The 19,909-nt window shown below is 68.2% G+C and carries 19 protein-coding genes; 9 read left to right on the forward strand and 10 right to left on the reverse strand.

All coding sequences use genetic code 11. From position 1 onward, the window contains the following. Positions 1-9 precede the first annotated feature (9 nt). Positions 10-492 (forward strand): dUTP diphosphatase, encoded by a 483-nt coding sequence (gene dut / locus ACFOSH_RS05870; RefSeq protein WP_378237646.1) that lies wholly within the window; start codon positions 10-12, stop codon positions 490-492. Continuing rightward, the gene (locus ACFOSH_RS05875; RefSeq protein WP_378237647.1) at positions 492-1,145 is read left to right on the forward strand and encodes a DUF3710 domain-containing protein; all 654 of its coding nucleotides are present in this window, start codon (positions 492-494) and stop codon (positions 1,143-1,145) included. The genes dut and ACFOSH_RS05875 overlap by 1 nt, the downstream gene beginning before the upstream one ends. On the opposite strand, the gene ACFOSH_RS05880 is transcribed toward ACFOSH_RS05875, so the two are convergent. Continuing rightward, positions 1,142-1,849 carry an alpha/beta fold hydrolase gene (locus tag ACFOSH_RS05880; RefSeq protein WP_378237649.1) on the reverse strand — a complete coding sequence of 236 codons (708 nt, stop codon included), beginning with the start codon at positions 1,847-1,849 and terminating at the stop codon, positions 1,142-1,144. The two genes, ACFOSH_RS05875 and ACFOSH_RS05880, sit on opposite strands and share 4 nt — an antisense overlap. 103 nt (positions 1,850-1,952) lie before the next feature. Between ACFOSH_RS05880 and ACFOSH_RS05885 the strand changes: the two genes are divergently transcribed. Together ACFOSH_RS05885 and ACFOSH_RS05890 are read left to right on the forward strand one after the other, a co-directional pair. After that, positions 1,953-2,333, forward strand: a complete 381-nt coding sequence (locus ACFOSH_RS05885) for an OB-fold nucleic acid binding domain-containing protein (protein WP_020637383.1) — start codon at positions 1,953-1,955, stop codon at positions 2,331-2,333. 9 nt (positions 2,334-2,342) lie between these two features. After that, a complete protein-coding gene (locus tag ACFOSH_RS05890; RefSeq protein ID WP_378237651.1) occupies positions 2,343-3,083 on the forward strand; it encodes a DUF3159 domain-containing protein in 741 nt (246 codons plus the stop codon). Here ACFOSH_RS05890 and ACFOSH_RS05895 read toward each other — a convergent pair. Both ACFOSH_RS05895 and ACFOSH_RS05900 read right to left on the reverse strand, forming a co-directional pair. Then, positions 3,080-3,736: a potassium channel family protein gene (locus ACFOSH_RS05895; protein WP_007033567.1), complete on the reverse strand. Its 657-nt coding sequence runs from the start codon at positions 3,734-3,736 to the stop codon at positions 3,080-3,082. The two genes, ACFOSH_RS05890 and ACFOSH_RS05895, sit on opposite strands and share 4 nt — an antisense overlap. Then, a complete protein-coding gene (locus ACFOSH_RS05900; RefSeq protein ID WP_378237652.1) occupies positions 3,736-4,401 on the reverse strand; it encodes a potassium channel family protein in 666 nt (221 codons plus the stop codon). The genes ACFOSH_RS05895 and ACFOSH_RS05900 overlap by 1 nt, the downstream gene beginning before the upstream one ends. A gap of 97 nt (positions 4,402-4,498) precedes the next feature. On the opposite strand from ACFOSH_RS05900, the gene ACFOSH_RS05905 reads away from it, so the two are divergent. From ACFOSH_RS05905 to ACFOSH_RS05915, 3 genes are all read left to right on the forward strand, one after another. Next, on the forward strand, positions 4,499-6,532 hold the full coding sequence (locus tag ACFOSH_RS05905; RefSeq protein ID WP_378237653.1) for an APC family permease: 2,034 nt from the start codon (positions 4,499-4,501) through the stop codon (positions 6,530-6,532). After that, positions 6,529-7,734 carry a class I SAM-dependent RNA methyltransferase gene (locus tag ACFOSH_RS05910; RefSeq protein WP_378237654.1) on the forward strand — a complete coding sequence of 402 codons (1,206 nt, stop codon included), beginning with the start codon at positions 6,529-6,531 and terminating at the stop codon, positions 7,732-7,734. Before ACFOSH_RS05905 ends, ACFOSH_RS05910 begins: the two co-directional genes overlap by 4 nt. A gap of 317 nt (positions 7,735-8,051) precedes the next feature. After that, a complete protein-coding gene (locus ACFOSH_RS05915) occupies positions 8,052-8,396 on the forward strand; it encodes a hypothetical protein (RefSeq protein ID WP_378237655.1) in 345 nt (114 codons plus the stop codon). A 168-nt stretch (positions 8,397-8,564) separates the two neighbouring features. Here the strand turns inward: ACFOSH_RS05915 and ACFOSH_RS05920 are convergent, their stop codons facing one another. The 4 genes from ACFOSH_RS05920 to ACFOSH_RS05935 form a co-directional block, all read right to left on the reverse strand. Then, positions 8,565-9,086 (reverse strand): DUF1062 domain-containing protein, encoded by a 522-nt coding sequence (locus tag ACFOSH_RS05920; protein ID WP_378237656.1) that lies wholly within the window; start codon positions 9,084-9,086, stop codon positions 8,565-8,567. A 233-nt stretch (positions 9,087-9,319) separates the two neighbouring features. After that, on the reverse strand, positions 9,320-10,873 hold the full coding sequence (locus ACFOSH_RS05925) for a GMC family oxidoreductase (RefSeq protein WP_378237657.1): 1,554 nt from the start codon (positions 10,871-10,873) through the stop codon (positions 9,320-9,322). Next, complete coding sequence (locus tag ACFOSH_RS05930) at positions 10,870-12,381, reverse strand: APC family permease (protein WP_378237658.1); 1,512 nt, start codon at positions 12,379-12,381, stop codon at positions 10,870-10,872. Before ACFOSH_RS05930 ends, ACFOSH_RS05925 begins: the two co-directional genes overlap by 4 nt. A 16-nt stretch (positions 12,382-12,397) precedes the next feature. Continuing rightward, a complete protein-coding gene (locus ACFOSH_RS05935; RefSeq protein WP_378237659.1) occupies positions 12,398-13,882 on the reverse strand; it encodes an aldehyde dehydrogenase family protein in 1,485 nt (494 codons plus the stop codon). Positions 13,883-14,099: 217 nt separating this feature from the next. Between ACFOSH_RS05935 and dxs the strand changes: the two genes are divergently transcribed. After that, on the forward strand, positions 14,100-16,004 hold the full coding sequence (gene dxs / locus ACFOSH_RS05940) for a 1-deoxy-D-xylulose-5-phosphate synthase (protein WP_378237660.1): 1,905 nt from the start codon (positions 14,100-14,102) through the stop codon (positions 16,002-16,004). Between the two features lie 92 nt (positions 16,005-16,096). Here the strand turns inward: dxs and ACFOSH_RS05945 are convergent, their stop codons facing one another. Beyond that, on the reverse strand, positions 16,097-16,744 hold the full coding sequence (locus tag ACFOSH_RS05945) for a DJ-1/PfpI family protein (RefSeq protein WP_378237661.1): 648 nt from the start codon (positions 16,742-16,744) through the stop codon (positions 16,097-16,099). A gap of 79 nt (positions 16,745-16,823) precedes the next feature. After that, positions 16,824-17,351, reverse strand: a complete 528-nt coding sequence (locus ACFOSH_RS05950; protein WP_378237662.1) for a TetR family transcriptional regulator — start codon at positions 17,349-17,351, stop codon at positions 16,824-16,826. 91 nt (positions 17,352-17,442) lie between these two features. Between ACFOSH_RS05950 and ACFOSH_RS05955 the strand changes: the two genes are divergently transcribed. Continuing rightward, positions 17,443-18,258, forward strand: coding sequence for an oxidoreductase (locus tag ACFOSH_RS05955; protein WP_378237663.1), 816 nt, complete (start codon positions 17,443-17,445; stop codon positions 18,256-18,258). A gap of 142 nt (positions 18,259-18,400) precedes the next feature. Here ACFOSH_RS05955 and ACFOSH_RS05960 read toward each other — a convergent pair whose 3' ends face one another. Continuing rightward, on the reverse strand, positions 18,401-19,843 hold the full coding sequence (locus tag ACFOSH_RS05960; protein ID WP_378237664.1) for a purine-cytosine permease family protein: 1,443 nt from the start codon (positions 19,841-19,843) through the stop codon (positions 18,401-18,403). Positions 19,844-19,909 lie beyond the last annotated feature (66 nt).

Genomic DNA, 19,909 nt, shown 5'->3' on the forward strand with positions numbered 1-19,909 from the left:
TCGCCGCCCGTGTCCACCGTTCAGGTACTGCTTTCCCGGATCGATCCTTCGGTCCCCCTCCCCGCCTACGCGCGCCCCGGCGACGCGGGCGCCGACCTCGTCACCACCTCGGATCTCGTCCTCGCGCCCGGCGAACGCGGCGTGGTCGGGACGGGCGTCGCGATCGCCCTCCCGCCCGGATACGCGGGCTTCGTCCACCCGCGCTCCGGCCTCGCCGCCCGCGTCGGCCTCTCGGTCGTCAACACCCCGGGCACGATCGATTCCGGGTACCGCGGTGAGATCCGCGTCTGCCTGATCAACCATGATCTCTCCGGGAAGGTCGTGCTCACCCGCGGCGACCGGATCGCGCAGCTGGTCGTGCAACGGGTCGAGGAAGCCGAGTTCGTCGAGGTCGCCGAACTCGAGTCGTCCGAGCGCGGCGAGGGAGGGTATGGCTCCACGGGCGGACACGCCACACTGGGAGCCGGAGCCAGGGAAGGAACGGAGAACTAGTGGGGATTTTCGGACGCAAGCGCGAGGCCAAGCCGAGCGGACGGCACGCCGCGCCCGAGGTCGAGGAGCGCCCCGGCGGCGGCGACGCCGAGGAGATCGAGCCGCAGCTGTCGGAGACCGCCGACGGCCCCTTCGACCTCGCCGACGCCCCCGAGGACGGCATCCCGCGGATCGACCTCGGCTCGGTGAAGGTGCCGGTACCCGACGGTTCCCAGGTCCAGGTCGAGATGGACCCGGAGACCGGCGGCGTCCGCGCGGTACACGTCGTCACCGAACAGGGCCAGATCACCGTCAGCGGCTACGCGGCGCCCCGATCCGGCGGCCTGTGGAAGGACGTCAGCACCGAGCTCACCGAGCAGCTCCGGGCCGACGGCGCCAAGGTCTCCGTCGGCATGGGGGAGTGGGGACTGGAACTGTCCGCGATCGTCGGCGACGTCGCACTGCGGTTCGTCGGCGTCGACGGCCCGCGCTGGATGCTCCGCGGCGTCATCGCCGGACCGCAGTCGCAGGCGTCGCAGGCGCCCGCGGTACTGCGGGAGATCGTGCGGCACACCATCGTCGACCGCGGGGACGCGCCGATGCCGGTCCGCACCCCGCTGACCATCACACTGCCCGACGCCGTCGCGCAGCACATCGCCGAACAGCAGGGTTAGCGGGCCTTCAACCAGGCCAGCACGGTCGCCCGGCCCAGTGATTCCCGGTCCGCGCCGAGGGCGGTGAGCGTCGACTCGCCGACCTCGGCGCGCGGCAGGGCGTCCGCCCACGCTCGCGCGACCTCCGCCGGGTGGATCGGATCGTCCACACACGTGCCGATCCCCGCGGGCACGTCGAGCCCCTTGAGCTCTTCGAGTGCCGGGGCGGGATGGGACGCCGCCGTCCGCAGGCTCGCCGCCAGCCCGTCACCGTGCCGCCGCCACGCGCGGCCGAGTTCCGCGGAGAGCCAGTCCGGGACGCCGTCCGACGATTTCGCCAGCGCGCCGTCGACCCCGTTTTCGGCCACCAGATCCGCTGACAGCCGCGCGGCGAGCGACGCGGGTGCTCGCCCGGCCGGACCGTTCCAGGCCGGGAGCGCGGCCAGCAGGCCGGTGCAGCGGCCGGGATTGCGGACCGCCCACTCCGCCGAGAGGTGCGCGCCGAACGAGATGCCGCCGACGAGCAGCGGGCCGTGCTCGCCGGACAGCCTGTCCAGCTCCGCGAGATAGCCGTCCGCGAGGCTGTCCCCCGCGGGCGGTGGCGGGGCGAGCAGCCGGACGCCGAGTGCCCGCAGCGGGCCCGAAAACACGCTGCGCACGAACACTTCGTCGGACCCGGTGCCGGGGAGTACTACGGCCGTCGTAGGCGGAATAGCGGAGGTCACGTTGCGATCTTCTCCCAAACAGGTTGTCCTGGTCCGAGCACAGTTACGCTGGATTACGCACGGGCCGTTCAAGTCGGGGGCCCCGGAGCACAGGAGCACCGCTATGCCCGCCAAAGACGGCGGCTACTTCAGCCGGTTGGTTCGCAAGCTGACCAGCGACGTCGAGGATCTCGACGCCGACGACCTGTCCGAAAAATCCGAGGCCGGCGGAGCGCAGCGCGCCTGCGACTGCCGGTCGGGCGAAGAGGTGACGGTGCTCGGCAGACTCCGCAGCGTGGAGCTCTGCCCGACCAACGAAGCGGCGACACTGCAGGCCGAGCTGTTCGACGGCACCCAGGGTGTGACGCTAATCTGGCTCGGACGCCGCCGGATCCCCGGAATCGAACCCGGGCGAACCATCAAGGTGCGCGGCCGGATGGCCGAACGTGATGGTCAGAAGGTGCTTTACAACCCTTATTACGAACTTCAGAGCCCTGTGAGTTGATCCCGTATCGTGACTGAACCCGCCGGCGGCGAGCAGAAGAAGACCGGGGAACCGGACGAGGGCGACAAGCCTCAGCCCACCCTGCTGGAACAGATGGGTGGGCTGTCGGGACTGTTCTATTCCTCGCTGCCGGTCATCGTGTTCGTCATCGCGAACGCCATCTTCGGCCTGACGGTCGGCATCTGGGCCGCGGTGGGCAGCGCGGTGGCGATCACCGTGCTGCGGGTCGTGCGCAAGGAGCCGCTGCAGCCCGCCATCTCCGGGTTCTTCGGCGTGGCGATCGCGGCGTTCATCGCCTACCGGACCGGTTCGGCCAAGGGCTTCTTCCTGTTCGGCATCTGGACGAGCCTGGTCTACTTCGGGGTCTTCGTGCTGTCGATCGTCGTGCGCTGGCCGCTCGCCGGGGTCGTGTGGAACGCGCTCAACGGCGGCGGCCACGCCTGGCGCAAGGACAAGAAGTCGCTGGTCGCCTATTCGATCGCGACCGGTGCCATGGCCCTGATCTTCGGCGCCCGGTTCATCGTGCAGCGCTGGCTGTACGACGAGGACTACACCGGCTGGTTGGCCTTCGCGAAGATCGCGATGGGGTACCCGCTGTACGCGCTCGGCCTGCTCGCCGTCGTCTGGGCGGTGCGGCGGTCGGACAAGCACCTCAAGGCGCTGGCCGAAGAGGCCCCGGCCGAGGAGACCGACGAAGAGGCCGAGGCGCGCCTGCGCGCGAAGTACGCGCAGGCGCCCGACACGGCCTAGTAGCCCAAAGCGGTCCGGATCTCCGGCTCCACGTCCGACGTCGCCACGAACAGCAGCTCGTCACCCGGCTCCAGCGGGTCCTCCGGCTGCGGCACGATCACCCGGTCCCCGCGCAGGATCGTCACCAATGCCGCGTCGCGCGGCAGGTTGATCTCGCTGACCGCCTTGCCCGCCAGCGGGGTCTCCTCCGGGAGGGTGAGTTCGACGAGGTTCGCCTGGCTCTGCCGGAACGTCATCAGCCGCACCAGATCGCCGACGCTCACCGCCTCCTCGACCATCGCCGCGAGCATCCGCGGGGTCGACACGGCGACATCGACACCCCAGGCATCGTTGAACAGCCATTCGTTGGCAGGGTTGTTCACCCGCGCCACCACCCGGCGGACCGCGAACTCGGTCTTCGCCAGCAGCGACACCACGAGGTTCGCCTTGTCGTCGCCGGTCGCGGCGATCACGACGTCGCACTGCTCGATCCCGGACTCCTCCAGGATCGACACCTCGCACGCGTCGCCCAGCACCCAGTCCGCCTGCTCCACGGTGTGCGGCTCGAACTGGTCGGCCTCGCGTTCGATGAGCATCACCTGGTGGCGCCCGTCGATCAGCTCCGCGGCGATCGACCGGCCGACCGCGCCGGCCCCGGCAATCGCGACCCGCATCAGTTCTCCTCTTCCGGTTCGCGAGCGGCGACGCTGGTCACGTCGCTGACGGTGCCTGACTTCGCGGCGACGTACACGACGTCGTCCGCCTGGATCACGGCCTTGAGGTCGGGCAGGACAGCGGTGCCGAACCGCATGATGAACGCGACCCGCGCACCGGTGGTGTCCTGCAGGTCGCGCACGCTGTGCCCGACCCAGCCCTCGTGCAGCGGGAGCCGCAGGAGCGCCACGCTGCCCGAGGGGTCCCGCCACTCCGAGGCGACGCCGTCGGGCAGCAGGGTGCGCAGGAACCGGTCGGTCGTCCACGGCACGGTCGCCACGGTCGGGATGCCGAGCCGTTCGTAGACCGCCGCGCGCTTGTGGTCGTAGATCCTGGCGACGACCTTGTCGATGCCGAAGTTCTCCCTGGCCACCCGCGCCGAGATGATGTTGGAGTTGTCGCCGCTGGACACCGCCGCGAAAGCGCCGGCGCGTTCGATCCCGGCTTCGATCAGCACCTGCCGGTCGAATCCGACGCCGACCACCTGCTGACCGTGGAAGTCACTGCCGAGCCGCCGGAACGCCTGCCTGCTCTTGTCGATGACAGCGACGTCGTGCCCCAACCGCCCCAGCGCCGCGGCCAGGGATGCGCCGACCCGGCCGCATCCCATGATCACCACGTGCACGCCCTGCCTCCTTAGTCTTCGGACGTTCACCCGTCCGCAGGTACCCGGACAGACCAGCGCCGAACCTACCGTGGAGGTCGCCCAGTAGTCTTCTGCGGTGTCGAAGTTCCCGACCGTATTGAAGCGGCTCGTCCTCGGACGTCCATTCCGGAGTGACCGCCTCTCGCATACGCTGCTGCCGAAGCGCATCGCGCTGCCGATTTTCGCGTCCGACGCGTTGTCGAGCGTCGCCTACGCGCCTGAGGAAATCTTTCTGACCCTCAGCGTCGCCGGGCTGTCCGCGTACGCGTTCGCGCCCTGGATCGGGGTCGCCGTCGCGCTCGTCATGCTGGTCGTGGTCGCGTCCTACCGTCAGAACGTGCACGCCTATCCCAGCGGCGGCGGTGACTACGAAGTCGCCAACACCAACCTCGGCGGTAAATTCGGGCTCACCGTGGCCAGCGCGCTGCTGGTCGATTACGTGCTCACCGTGGCTGTCTCGACGTCGTCCGGCGTAGCGAACATCGGTTCCGCCATTCCATGGGTGGCCCAGCACAAGGTGATCGCCGCGGTCGTCATCGTGGTCGTCCTGACCGCGCTGAACCTGCGCGGAGTGCGCGAATCGGGCAAAGCGTTCGCGATCCCGACCTACGGATTCATCATCGGCATTCTCGGCATGGTGATCTGGGGACTGATCGAGGCGGCCTCGGGTGCCGACATGCGTGCCGAGAGCGCCGATTTCGGACTGCATGAAGAAGCGTCCTTGACCGGTTTCGCCTTTTTCTTCCTGTTGTTGAGGACGTTCTCCTCCGGTGCCGCCGCGCTGACCGGGGTCGAGGCCATCAGCAACGGCGTCCCGGCGTTCCGGAAGCCGAAGTCGAAGAACGCGGCGACCACACTGCTGATGATGGGCGTGCTCGCGGTCACGATGCTGGTCGGCATCATCACGCTGGCGATCATCACCGAGGTCAAGTTCGCCGAGCATCCGGAGACCCAGCTTTCCGGCACGCCGGCGGGGTACGAGCAGAAGACGATCGTCGCGCAGATCGCGCACGCGGTGTTCGCCGACTTCACCCCGGGCTTCTACTACATCTCCTTCGTCACCGGGATCATCCTGCTGCTGGCCGCGAACACCGCGTTCAACGGCTTCCCGGTGCTCGGCTCGATCCTCGCGCAGGATCGCTACCTGCCGCGCCAGCTGCACACCCGGGGCGACAGGCTGGCCTTCTCCAACGGCATCCTGTTCCTCGCCGCGTTCGCGCTGGTCCTGATCGTCGCGTTCGACGCCGAGGTCACCAAGCTCATCCAGCTCTACATCGTGGGGGTCTTCGTCTCCTTCACGATCAGCCAGGCGGGCATGATCCGGCACTGGAACCGCCTGCTGGCCAGGGAAACCGATCCGACGGTGCGGCGGCGGATGCGGCGCTCGCAGACGGTCAACGCGATCGGCCTCACGATGACCGGCACCGTGCTGGTCATCGTGCTGGTCACGAAGTTCCTGCTCGGTGCCTGGATCGCCATCGCGGCCATGGTGGCGATCTACGCGCTGATGACCGCGATCCGCAAGCACTACGACCGGGTCGCCGAGGAATTGCGCGAGATGGACCGGAAACCGGCCGTCTTGCCTTCGCGCAACCACGCGATCGTGCTGATTTCGAAACTGCACCTGCCGACCATGCGCGCGCTTTCCTACGCCAAGGCCGTGCGGCCGGACGTCCTCGAAGCAGTCACGGTGAACGTCGACGACATCGAGACGCGCAAACTCGTCCAGGAATGGGACGACCGCAATTTCAAGGTGCCGCTGAAGGTGATCGAGTCGCCGTACCGGGAGATCACGAAACCCGTGCTGGACTACGTGAAACGCGTCCGCGGCGACAACCCGCGCAACGTGGTGACCGTGTTCATCCCCGAATACGTGGTCGGGCACTGGTGGGAGCAGGTCCTGCACAACCAGAGCGCGCTGCGGCTCAAGGGACGGCTCCTGTTCCAGCCCGGTGTCATGGTGACCAGCGTGCCCTGGCAGCTCGAATCGTCGGAAAAGGCGATCAAACGTGACCGGAAGGCACGTCCGGCGGCAGGCGACGTGCGCCGCGGGTTCTCCCCGGTGGTCAAGCAAACCGAAAAAACGAAGGACAAGGAAAAATCAGAATGAGTGTGGACGCGTCGACCGGTACGTGGCTCGGACGGACGATCGAGCTGGAGGTCGGCGCGGTCGCGCACGGCGGGCACTGTGTCGCGCGGACCGAGGGCAGGGTCGTCTTCGTGCGGCACGCGCTGCCCGGTGAGCGGGTGCTGGCCTCGGTCACCGAGGACAAGGGCGGCTCGTTCTGCCGCGCCGACGCGATCGAGGTCCTGGAGGCGTCCCCGGAACGTGTGGAGGCGCCGTGCGCGCTCGCGGCGCCGGGGGAGTGCGGCGGCTGCGACTGGCAGCACGCCGCGCCGAAATACCAGCGTGAACTCAAGGCCGCGGTGGTCATGGAGCAGCTGAAGAGGCTGGCCGGGATCGACCGCGAGGTCGTCGTCGAGGCGCTCGACGGTGGCCCGCTGGACTGGCGCAGCCGCGTCCGGCTCGTCGCGGGCAAGGACGGCCGCGCGGGCTTCCGGGCTCACCACAGCCACCGCGTGATCCCCATCGACGACTGCCCGATCACCGTCCCTGGCGCGCTCGACGACGTCGTTTCGCGGAACTGGCGGCCCGGCAGCGAAATCGAGGTCACCAAGGACGGCGAGGGGCAGGTGCACCTGCGCGACCTCTCGACGGTCCACGGGAAGACCCGGCCGCGGCAGCTGACGGGCGGGCTCGCCGTGCAGCACGCCGCCGGCCGTGACTGGCGGTTCGACGCCCACGGTTTCTGGCAGGTCCACCCGGCCGCCGCGGACACGCTCGCCGCCGTCGTCGCGGAATGGGCCGAGGCGCCGCGTGACGGCGTCGCGTGGGACCTCTATGCCGGTGTCGGTCTCTTCGCGTCGGTGCTCGCTTCGCAGGTCGGCCCGCGCGGGCGCGTCCTGGCCATCGAATCCGGCCGCCGCGCTGTCAGCGACGGCGAGGAGAACCTGGCCGACCTCCCGCAGGTCCGCTGGCGCTCCGGCCGCGTCGAGCACCTGCTGGCCGATGCCCCGAAACCCGTCGACGTCGTCGTCCTCGACCCGCCGCGCAAGGGCGCGGGCAAGGCCGTCGTCGAGTCCATTGTGGAGGGTTCGCCGGACCGGGTCGTCTACGTGGCCTGCGACCCGGCGGCGCTGGCCAGGGACATCGCCCTGTTCGCGGAACATGGCTACCGGCTGGTGGATTTGCGCGCTTTCGACGCTTTCCCGATGACGCACCACGTCGAATGTGTTGCATTGTTGCAATAACGGTGTCTTTGTAGACCGTCGGACTGGATTGGCTTCGTTCGCCTTGTCCGGGTGCCGGAGTACTCGCTAACTTGAGTTTCGTGTTCACGGGGCTGCGCGGGTACTTCGGACACTTTTCCTGAGGGCGTGGAATTTCTTTGACCTTGGTTGTTTCCGAGGTCTGTTTCGCGACCCTTGACGGGCTTTCGACGCGAATGGGTTTCGACTTATGGACTATCTTACTTCAGTCTGTGGTGACTGTGACGGAAAAGGCTGTGCCGGCTGCGACGGGCACGGCACGATCACCATTGTGGAGGACTGACCGGGTGCTCCCCTCAATGCTTCCGCCCGGTGTCACGGCGCAGGAAATCAGTTATCGCAACGGCCGGAAACAAATCATCTACACGGCGCCGTACCAGTCCGAAGGGCCGGTGCTGGTACGGGACGCGATGGGCAGGCAGGCGTGGATGTTCATGTACGCCCATTTCGTCTTCACCTGGGTGGAAGGCGCGGTCCGGGTGCAGGTCAGCCACGGAACGCTGAACGGACCGAAAATGCCGCTGTGGCCGGGTATCAGGATTCCCGCCTACTGGTCGGGGCCCGCGCTGGCCGAGTTCGGGCAGGCGTGGGCGCTGGAGCAGATGACCGGGAGCCGGGGCACCCCGGCCGTCGTTTCCATTTGAGGCCTGCTCGGGTGCGGTAGCCGGTGGTGCGGGGCCAGTCGGGCTGTGAGGCATCGGATCGCGGTGGGCTGAGTGGGGCAAGTGTGTCGTGAGTGGCAAGTAGCGTTAGAACGACACCTGCCACTCACGACCACCCCGAGGCACGCGGCCCGCCACCCTGAAGCTCACCTATGAGACGGAGAGCTTCCCGCTCAACCGAACCGCCGAAACGATCTTCCCCTCCTCGATCAGTCTCTCGACCTCGCCCCGCGAAAGGCCGCAACCTTCGGCGATCAGCCGTACCGGCCGCACCGGGATCCGCGCCGCGAACCGCACGGAGACGTCGCGAAAGTCCTGGTGCCCCAAGGGTTCGGTCTCGAGCCGCCAGGCGCCGTCCCAGTCGAGGGCGACCCGGTTACGGCGCCGCACGACAGGGTCCTGGAGCAGTTCGGCGGCCAGGCCGAGGTCGTTCTCGTGCAGCAGGTTCAGCAGTTCGGGCCGGACGGAGCGCACGTTCACCCGCTCCAGGATCGTGAGCTTCACGGTGTCCCCGCACCCGACCCAGCGCACGAGGAGCCAGACGTCGATGAGTTCGTGGTCGGCGTTGACGCGGAATTTGCCGTTCGTCCGGAACCGGCCGGACGCGCAGGCGTGGCAACGGCGCCGGACCAGCGGCAGGCAGGTGGGTACGACCACCCGGTTTTCGAGCACAGGAGTACACCCGTTTCAGTGAGAAAGTCCGCAGCAAAAGGAAGCGCGGCGCAGAGGCGCGACGCGCGACGAAATCAGCGCTCGGGGGTTCTCACAGGGTGTACAACGGCAGGCTCTCGGCTCGACGACGTGGTCCGGCAGCACGGTAATGGCGCCGGAGGAACCGATCCACCGATTTTCGGGCAAAGAAGAAGGCCCCCTGGCCGAAGCCAAGGGGCCTTCTCAAGCAAACGCTAAGAGCGCGCGTCCTCCTTGAGCATGTCCGCGCACTTCTCGCCGATCGCCATCGTCGTGATGCACGGGTTCACCGCGACCAGGAACGGCATCGCCGAACCGTCGGCGACCCGCAGGCCTTCGACGCCGCGCACTCGCAGCCGCGCGTCCAATACGGCGGACGGATCCCCGTCACCGCCCATTTTCGCGGTGCACGAGGGGTGATAGACCGTGTTGTGCGTCTTGCGCAGGTAGTCCGCGATCTCGTCGTCGGTCTTGACGTCCTTGCCGGGCGCCAGCTCGATCCCGGCCCATTCGTCCAGGGCGGGCTGTTCGGCGATCTTGCGGGCCAGTTTGATGCCGTAGGTCATCACGCGCATGTCATGCGGATCGCTGAAGTAGCGCGGGTCCACCTTCGGCTTGTCCCGGTAGTCGCGGCTGCGCAGCCGCACGGTGCCGGTCGACCGCGACCGGGTGACGTTCGGCGTCAGGCAGAAGCCGTTCTCCGTCGTCGGGTAGCCGTGCCGCAGGGTGTTCATGTCGAACGGCACGGAACCGTAGTGGAACATCAGGTCCGGCCGGTCGAGTCCGTCCTCCGTGCTGGTGAAGATGCCGATTTCCCACCATTGAGTGGACTCGGTGGTCATCGGCTGCAGCGCGTCCCACTGGATGACACCTTCCGGGTGATCCTGCAGGTTCTCGCCGACGCCGGGGGAGTCCACCAGCACGTCCACCCCGACCTCACGCAGATGCGCGGCGGGGCCGATTCCCGACAGCATCAGGAGTTTCGGGGTGTCGATCGCTCCCGAGGACAGGATGACCTCGCGCCGCGCGCGCAGCTTCACGCCGTGGATCAGGTCGTCGGCCAGGTATTCCGCGCCGGTACAGCGTTTGCCGTCGAACAGCAGCCGCCGGACCCGGGCGCCGGTGATGATCTCCAGATTCGGCCGCTTGCCGATGATCGGGTGCAGGTAGGACACCGAAGCGGACGACCGCGTGCCGTCTTCGCGCGCGTTGATCTGGAACCAGTTCGCGCCGTGCGTCACGGTCTTGCCCGAGTTGAACTCCGTCCTCGGGATGCCCGCCTGCTCGCACGCCTGCAGCAGCGCGACGCCGGTCGGGTCGTTCGGCGGCACCGAGCGGATGGTCACCGGACCCGAGCGGCCGTGGTGCTCGCCGGGGCCGTCGTTGGTCTCAAGACGCTTGTACAGCGGGAAGACGTCCTGAGCCGACCAGCCGGGCAGGCCGAGCGACGACCATTCGTCGAGATCCTCGGCGGGCGCCCAGAACGCGATGCACGAGTTGTGCGACGAGCAGCCGCCGAGCACCCGGGCGCGGGCATGGCGCAGGAAGGAGTTCCCGGAGTCCTGCGGCTCGACCAGGTAGTCCCAGTCGTAGCCGGATTCCAGCAGACCCATCCACTTCGTCAGTTCCAGCACCGCCGGGTCGTCCACATCGGACGGTCCGGCCTCCAGGAGCGCCACGGTGACGTCCGGGTCTTCCGAGAGTCTCGCCGCGACCACCGAGCCCGCCGTCCCGCCGCCGACGACGATGTAGTCGAACTCTCCGGTCACTGTGCTGCCTCCTCGGGATGTGCTTCCGCGGCGTGATCGGCCAGGACGCCGCTCTTGTGCCGCAGGACGAACCAGTAATACGCGAAACCGAGGACGGCCACCGCGCCGACGAACAGCACGGCCCCCCATTCGAGGTACCAGTGATACGGCTCGGTCGCGTTGTAGACCTCGCGCCGCGGCCACGCCAGGTTCACCACGATCGCGCCGCCCCACAGCACGCCGACGATGTTGACCGGCAGCCCCAGTTTGCCGAGGGAGAAGTACTTGGTGCCCTCCACCTTCGGCGGCGGCCACTGCCCGCGGAAGCGCTTGACCAGCATCGGGATGGTGACCAGCAGGTACGCCAGGTAGATCATGATGATGCCGATGCTGGTGATCACCGTGAAGATCTGCGGCTGGCCGACGTTGACCACCAGGATCAGCACCGCGATCACCCCGGACACGATCGCGGGGACGACCGGCGTCTTCGTCTTCGGTGAGACTCGCGCGAGGTGCTTTCCGGCGGGCAGGTTGTTGTCCCGGCCCATCGCGAACATCATCCGGATCGCCGCGGACTGCACGGCCAGGTTGCAGACGGTGATCGCGATGACCACGGCCAGCAGGAAGATCGTGCCGACGGTGCTGCCGAACACGTCGAGGACGATGAATTGCAGGCCGCCCGTGGCGATCTGCGGATCGTTGATGTCGCCGACGGCCATCAGCGCGAGAAGGAGGATGAGCCCGCCGATGACGAACGACGCGATCAGCGCCCGCAGGATCGCCTTGGGCGCGTTCTTGCGCGGGTCGTGGGATTCCTCGCCGAGCGAACTGGCGGTGTCGAAGCCGTACATGACGTAGGTCGACGCGAGCGAGGCGACCAGGAACGCCCCGAAGTAGCCCCACGGCTGGTCGGCGCCGGTGTTGTTGGTCTGCATGACGACCTCGGGGCCGCGCGTGATGTTCACCGCGAGCGCGACGATCAGCAGGACCGCGGCGACCAGTTCGATGAACACCCCGGCGCTGTTGATCCGCGCCATCAGCTTGACGCCCCAGGCGTTCACCAGCGTGGTGAACACGATCAGCCCGGCGCCGAGGATGACCGCGTTGACAGCGCTGTCACCGGAGAAGGAGAAGAACGACGAGATCTGGGGGAGCGTGATCTGGTACGCCAGCGCGACGGCGGCGATGCTGACGATCGAGGCGGTCAGCATCATCCAGCCGGCCAGCCAGGCCACGTGCGGACTGCCGAGCCGTTTCGACCAGTTGTAGATCGAGCCGGCCACCGGGTAGTGCGCGGCCAGTTCGGCGAACGACAGCGCGACCATCAGCTGGCCGACGAACACCATCGGCCACGACCACCAGTAGGCGGGACCGCCGAAGCTGAAGCCGAAGTAGAACAGCTGGAAAGTGCCTGTCAGGATCGAGATGTAGCTGATCCCGGCGGCGAAGGTGTGGAAGTTGCCGAGCGTTCTTTCGAGTTCCTGTTTGTAGCCGAAACCGGCGAGGCCGTCGTCGGAAGGATTACTCATCGGCACTTTCCCATCTTTAGTTGGACGCTGACTCCCCTGAGAACCAGCGCTGTGGTTCGGGCCGGAGGTTCTGGTAGATGTGCTTCGCCTCCACGTACTCGGCGAGCCCGGTCGGGCCGAGCTCGCGTCCGAACCCGGATTGCTTGTAGCCGCCCCATTCCGCCTGCGGCAGGTACGGGTGGAAGTCGTTGATCCAGATCGTGCCGTGCCGCAGCCGGTTCGCGACCCGCTGCGCGCGCGAGGCGTCGGAGGTGAACACCGCGCCCGCGAGGCCGTAGTGCGTGTCGTTGGCGATGCGGACGGCGTCGTCCTCGTCGGTGAAGGTCTCGACGGTGAGCACCGGGCCGAACGATTCGTCGACGACGGCGCTGCTGCCCTGCTTCACGTTGTCGAGGATGGTCGGCAGGTAGTAGTGCCCCTTCGCGAGGTCGCGATCGTCGGGGCGTTTGCCGCCGGTGCGCAGGACGGCGCCCTCTTCCAGTGCCGCGGCGACGTACCGTTCGATTTTTTCCAAATGGGCGGCCGAGATCAAAGGACCGGTTTCAGCCTTCGGGTCGAAAGGTCCACCCAGTCGGATCAATTCGGCGCGCCGGACGAGTTCGCCGACGAACTCGTCGTGCCACTCCTCCTGGACGATCAGCCGCGCGCCCGCCGAGCAGACCTGCCCGGAGTGCAGGAAGACCGCGGTCAGCGCGTAGTCGACGGCGGTGTCGAAGTCCGAGTCGGCGAAGACGACGTTCGGGTTCTTGCCGCCCAGTTCCAGCGCGACCTTCTTGATCGTGGCGGCGGCGGAGGCGGCGATGACCTTGCCGGTCGCGAGACCACCGGTGAACGAGACGAGGTCGACGTCCGGATGTTCGGACAGCGGCGCCCCGGCCTGCGCGCCGGCGCCGAGCACCAGGTTCGCGACGCCATCGGGCAGCCCGGCCTCGGTCAGCAGCTTCATCAGCAGGATCGAGGTGTGCGGGGTCAGCTCGCTGGGCTTGAGGACGAACGTGTTGCCCGCCGCGAGCGCGGGGGCCACCTTCCAGATGGTCTGCAGGAGCGGGTAGTTCCACGGCGTGATCAGCCCGCAGACCCCGACCGGCTCGTGCACGATCCGGCTGAACGCGTCCGGGTTGCCGGTGTCGACCACGCGGCCGGCGTCGTTGGCGGCGAGCTTGCCGAAGTAGCGCAGGCAGGCGGCGATGTCGGCCATGTCGTACTCGCTCTCGACCAGCCGTTTCCCGGTGTCGAGCGACTCGGCGCGGGCGAAGGCCGCGGCGTCGCGGTCGAGCAGGTCGGCGGCCTTCAGCAGCAGGTCACCGCGTTCGGGAGCGGGCGTGGCGGGCCACGGGCCGGTGTCGAACGCCTTCCTCGCGGCGGCGATGGCCGCTTCGGTGTCTTCGCGGGTGCCTTCGGCGACCTCCGCGACCAGCGACCCGTCAGCGGGGCAGCGGATCTCCCGGCGGCCACCGCCGACCGCGTCGACCCATTCGCCACCGATGAAAAAGTCCGCCATCAAGCCCTCCGGATCCGGCTCCTGCTCAACCGTCGATCAGCGATTATCGCGGGCACCCGACGTGACCGCTACTTGGCAAAAGAGACCATGTTCACACTGTCGGGTGCGGTGTGGTGATTTTCTGACATGTGACCCGTGACGCGGGGGACGGAAGACTCTCAGGCGCCCTCCGTAGACTGGCCGGAACGGCGGAAGAGGAACCAGGCGAGGTGGGAGAGTGACGTTGCTCGAGTCCGTGCACGGACCGGCCGACTTGAAGCGGATGGACCAGGAACAGCTCGGCGAGCTGGCCGCGGAGATCCGGGACTTCCTCGTCGAGAAGGTGCGGCTCGCCGGTGGTCACCTCGGCCCGAACCTGGGTGTGGTCGAGCTGACGATGGCGCTGCACCGGGTCTTCGACTCGCCGAGCGACGCCATCGTGTGGGACGTCGGCCATCAGGCGTACGTGCACAAGATCGTCACCGGCCGTCATGACGGCTTCGGCAAGCTGCGCCAGCTCGGCGGCCTCACCGGCTACCCGGCGCGCGGCGAGAGCGAGCACGACCTCGTCGAGAACAGTCACGCGTCGACAGCGCTGTCCTATGTGGACGGTCTGGCGAAGGCGTTCGAGCTCGGCGGTGGCGGCAGGCACGCGATCGCGGTCGTCGGCGACGGCGCGCTGACCGGTGGCATGTGCTGGGAGGCGCTCAACAACATCGCCGCGAACCCGCGCCGCCCGGTCGTCATCGTCATCAACGACAACGGGCGTTCGTACTCGCCGACCATCGGCGGCGTCGCGGATCACCTCGCGTCGCTGCGGCTCAAGCCGGGCTACGAGCGCGTTCTGGACCGCGGTAAGGAACTGCTGCGGCACACGCCCGTCATCGGCAAGCCGATCTACGCGGCGCTGCACGCGGCGAAGGCCGGGCTCAAGGACGCGCTGAGCCCGCAGATGATGTTCTCCGACCTGGGCCTGAAGTACCTCGGCCCGGTCGACGGGCACGACCTCGTGGCGCTGGAGAAGGCGTTCCAGAGCGCCCGCGACTTCGGCGGCGCGGTCATCGTGCACGTGGTCACCGAGAAGGGGCACGGTTACGAGCCCGCGGTGACCAACCAGGCCGACCAGATGCATCAGACCGATCCGATCGACCCGGAAACCGGCCTGCCGCCGGTCAAGGGCCCGAGCTGGACCGGCGTCTTCGCCGACGAACTGGTCAAGATCGGCGCCGACCGCGAAGACGTCGTCGCGATCACCGCGGCCATGCTGCGCTCGACCGGGCTGCACAAGTTCGCCGAGGCGTACCCGGATCGCTGGTACGACGTCGGCATCGCCGAGCAGCACGCGGTGACCTCGGCCGCCGGTCTCGCGATGGGCGGCAAGCACCCCGTCGTCGCCGTCTACTCGACGTTCCTGAACCGGGCTTTCGACCAGCTCCTGATGGACGTCGCGCTGCATCGCCAGCCGGTGACGCTGGTGCTGGACCGGGCGGGCATCACCGGACCGGACGGGCCGAGCCACCACGGCATGTGGGACCTGTCGCTGCTCGGCATGGTGCCGGGCATGCGGGTCGCCGCGCCGCGCGACGCCGGCACGCTGCGCGAGGAACTGCGCGAGGCCGTCGCGGTCGAGGACGGGCCGACGGCGCTGCGGTTCTCCAAGGGTGGCGTGATCGACTCCGTGCCCGCCGTGGAACGCGTCGGCGTGGTGGACGTGCTGCGCAAACCCGCCGGTGACGCCGACGTCCTGCTCGTCGCGGTCGGCGCGTTCGCGACGCTCGGGCTCGCCGTCGCGGACAGGCTGGCCGACCAGGGCATCGGCGTGACCGTGGTGGACCCGCGCTGGGTCGTCCCGGCACCCGCCGAACTGGTCGCGCTGGCCGAGCAGCACAAGCTCGTCGTGACCGTCGAGGACAGTGGCCGCCACGGTGGTTTCGGGTCCGCGCTGGCCGCGTTGTTCCGCGACGCCGAATGCGACGTGCCGCTGCGCGACCTCGCGGTGCCGCAGGTGTTCCACGACCACGGCTCCCGCGAGGAGGTGCTGGCCCGCATCGGGCTCACCGCGCAGGACGTGGCGCGGCGGGTGACCGAGTGGTCCGCGAACCTGTCCAGCCGGACGCCGGCACCGGAGGACACGCGCCGCTGAGGTCCGCGGCTCCGCTTCCCGTATGTCATGAAAGGGTCGTTCAGGACATTTTTGTCCTGAACGACCCTTTCATGACACTCGCGCCGGATCGGTCACGCCCGCCAGACGGTGCCCCGCCGCTCGTACTCCAGCACCACTTCGGCCCGCTGAGCCGCCTTCGCGCCCAAGAAGCGCTCCACGAGCCAGAGCGAGACCTCAAGCCCTGCGGTGATCCCACCGCCGGTGATCAGGTCGCCGTCGTCGACCACGCGCGCGTCGATCACCTTCGCGCCTTGAGACGCCAGATCGGCCTTCGCGCCGTTGTGCGTCGTCGCGTTGCGGCCCTTCGTCAGGCCCGCGGCGGAAAGCACCATCGTCCCGGTGCAGATCCCGACCGGCAGCGCCCGTGACGCCTTCAAACGGCGCAGGAACCCCTGATCCGCGTTGAGCCTGTGCACGCCAGGGCCGTTCCGGTCGGTGTAACCGCCGCCGGGCACCACGAGGACGTCGGCCTCGCCGGGTGACCAGGCGCGGGGGACGTCGACGGTCGTGCCGTAGGTGCACCGCACCGGACCCGGCCGTATCCCCACGAGTGACGAGACCACGGCGCCGCCGGTGAGTTTCCCCGCCAGCCCGAGTACCTCGACGGGCGCGATGAAGTCCTGTTCCTCCACGCCGTCGAACATCAGGATCTGTACCCGCAACGGGGACGCGGCCGTGGCGGCGGGCACGGTGACTCCGGCGGCCAGACCGGCGGACAAGGCTGAAGCACGCAGAAAAGTTCGGCGCTGCAAGACGACCTCCCAGGTGATGTATCCCAGTGGTCGTGTGAAAACCGCCTCAGGTTCCCGTGAGCCGGGCGACCGAGCGGACGACGAGGTCACGGGTCGCGGCGGGGGAGGAGAACCCCAGGATCGACAGGTGCACGACGAGGCTCAGCAGTTCCTCGGCGTCGAAGTGGTCGGGCACGGAACCCGAACGTTGCGCCTCGCGGATCGCGGCGACTTTGTCCGCGTGTGCCCGGATCTCCGCTTCGGGCGCGGCGTCGAAGCCGTTCTCCAGCCGCAGCCAGCCCATGAGCCGCAGGACTTCGGGGTGTTCGAGGTACCGGTCGAACAGTCGTCCCGCGTAGCCGGGCAGGTCGTCGGGGGTGATCGGCACGGCCTTGATCGCCGCCTCCACCTGCTCCCGCACGACCGTCTCGAAGAGGTACTCCTTGCTGCAGAAGTAGGCGTAGATCAGCGCCTTGTTGGCACCGGCGTTCTTCGCGATGCGATCCACCCGCGCGCCCGCGATGCCGTACGTCGCGAACTCGGTCGTCGCCGCGTCCAGCAGCTTCCGCTTGGTCGCTTCCTTGTCCCTGACCATGTGACCCAGTCTAACTAACTGGTTGGTTGACAGCCAGCCTGGGACCGTGGCAACCTGAGTTGGCAACCAACCAGTTAGTTAGGAGCGGGACATGAAGGTCGCACTGGTCACGGGCGCTTCGGCAGGAATCGGCGAAGCCACGGCCCTCGCACTCCAGGAAGCGGGTTACATGGTCTACGGCGCCGCGAGGCGGGTCGAGCGGATGGCGGGACTCGCCGAACGCGGGATCAAGGTCCTCGAGATGGACGTCACCGACGACGCGTCGATGGTCTCGGGCGTCGAGCGGATCATCGAGGAGTCCGGCCGCATCGACGTCCTGGTCAACAACGCGGGCTACGGCTCGTACGGCGCCTTCGAGGACGTGCCGCTCTCGGAAGGGAAGTACCAGTTCGAGGTCAACCTGTTCGGCCTCGCGCGGCTCGTCCAGCTGACCACGCCGCAGATGCGCGCCCAAGGCTCCGGCAAGATCGTGAATATTTCGTCGATCGGCGGCAAGATCTACGAACCGCTCGGCGGCTGGTACCACTCGACCAAGTTCGCGGTCGAAGGCCTGAGCGACTCACTGCGGCTGGAACTCAAGCCGTTCGGCATCGACGTCGTGGTGATCGAACCCGGCGCCATCAAGACCGAATGGGGCGGCATCGCCGTCGAGAACCTGCTCAAGACTTCGGGGGACACCGCCTACGCGCCGCAGGCGAAGGCGCTGGCGAAGTTCTTCGGACAGGCCGTGCGCGGCTCCCATCCGAAGGTGATCGCCGACGTCATCCTGAAGGCCGTCCGGGCCCGGCGCCCGAAGACCCGCTACGCCGCGGGGCTCGGGGCGAAGCCGATCCTGTTCGTGCGCCGGGTGCTCCCGGACCGTGCCTTCGACGCGCTGTTCCTCGGGGCGCTGCGCCGCTTCGCCTAGACTGTGCCCTTCAAAGCGCGCGCTTTCGGATTTTCGTAGCCGGGCCTCCGGCCCGCCTCCGTAAATCCGAGGCCTCCGGCCGAGAAGAAACGCGCGCGTGCCCTCGCCCGACGTGCCAAACCGGCGGTTCGGGCGACACGTCCTAGACGGCGACAGCCGGTTCCGTGACGGGCTCCGCGTACGCGTAGACCTCCCGCGGCTCAGGGAAAAGCTTCACCAGCACGGGATACGCGATCGCCGCCGTGCACAGCGTCACCACCATACTGATGTCGACGCCGCCCGCGACGTCCTTGAACGGCCCGGCGATCATCGGGGTGTTGGCGGTCAGCAGGCCCAGCGTCGTCGCCGGGATCCACGCGGCCATCGCGCGCCAGTTCACGCCGCGGGTGAACCAGTAGCGCCCGCCCTTGCGGCCCTGGTTGAACACCTGGAGATCGTCCGGGTCGTAGAACCCGCGCCGCAGCACGAACCCGATCATCATGATCACCATCCACGGCGAGGTGCACAGCACGATCAGCGTGGCGAAGGCGTTGATGCTGGAGACCATGTCCAGCACGAAGTTCCCGACGAAGATGAACACCACGCTGAGCGAGCCGATCAGCAGCGTCGCCTGGACCCGGCTCAGCTTCACGAAGATCGAACTGAAGTCCAGCCCGGTCCCGTAGAGCGACGTCGTTCCCGTCGACAGCCCGCCGATCAGCGCGACCACGATCAGCGGGATCGCGTACCAGAGCGGGGAGATCGCGGTCAGGCCGGTGATGTAGTCGGCCGGATCCGCGACCAGGGTCGCGGTGGCGATGCCGAACCCGAACGGCAGCAACGTCGCCACCTGCGCCAGGAACGGCGCGGCCAGCAGGGAACGGCGGCTGTGGCGCGCGGGGATGTAGCGCGTCCAGTCGCCGAGGAACGCGCCGAACGAGATCGGGTTCGCCATCGTGGTGAGCGCGGCGAGGATCCAGGTCGGCCAGAAGTCGCCGAGCGCGTAGGTGCCGGTGCCGGCGAACCCGGGGTCGAAGGTGCCGCCGTAGGCGATGATCCCGAGCATCATGATCGCCGTGCCCAGCACCACGGCGACCCGGTTCACCAGCAGCATGAACCGGTAGCCGTAGATGCACACCACCAGCGTCGCGATCGCGATGACGCCGTACGCGACGCCGCGCAGCACTTCGCCGCCGTCGAAACCGAAGAGCCGTTGTGCCGCACCGGCGACGGCGTCGCCGCTCACCCAGACCGAGATGGCGAAGAACGTGATCGCCGTCAGCAGGGAGAGGAAGGAGCCGACACAACGGCCGACGACGCCGAAGTGCGCGCCGGAGGAGACCGCGTTGTTGGTCCGGGTGAGCGGGCCGAACAACGACATCGGCGAGAGCACCAGCGCGCCGACGACCACGCCCGCGACGGTGGCCGCCACCGCCGCCCGGAAACTCAGGCCGAAGGCGATCGGGAGCGTCCCGAGGATGATGGTGGCGAAGGTGTTCGCGCCACCGAACGCCATCCGGAACAGGTCGCGCGGTCGCGAAGTCTGTTCCTCCGGTGGGATCGGCGCGATGCCGTGCTGCTCGACTTCGGTGACCTTGTCACCCATGGGGACCTCCAAGTACGCAATTCGGCACCAGCTTGCGGTCGTTGGCTTCGCGAACTATCGCAAGGT

The organism is Amycolatopsis speibonae, from assembly GCF_042647925.1.
In the GTDB taxonomy this organism is placed as follows: Bacteria; Actinomycetota; Actinomycetes; order Mycobacteriales; family Pseudonocardiaceae; genus Amycolatopsis; species Amycolatopsis speibonae.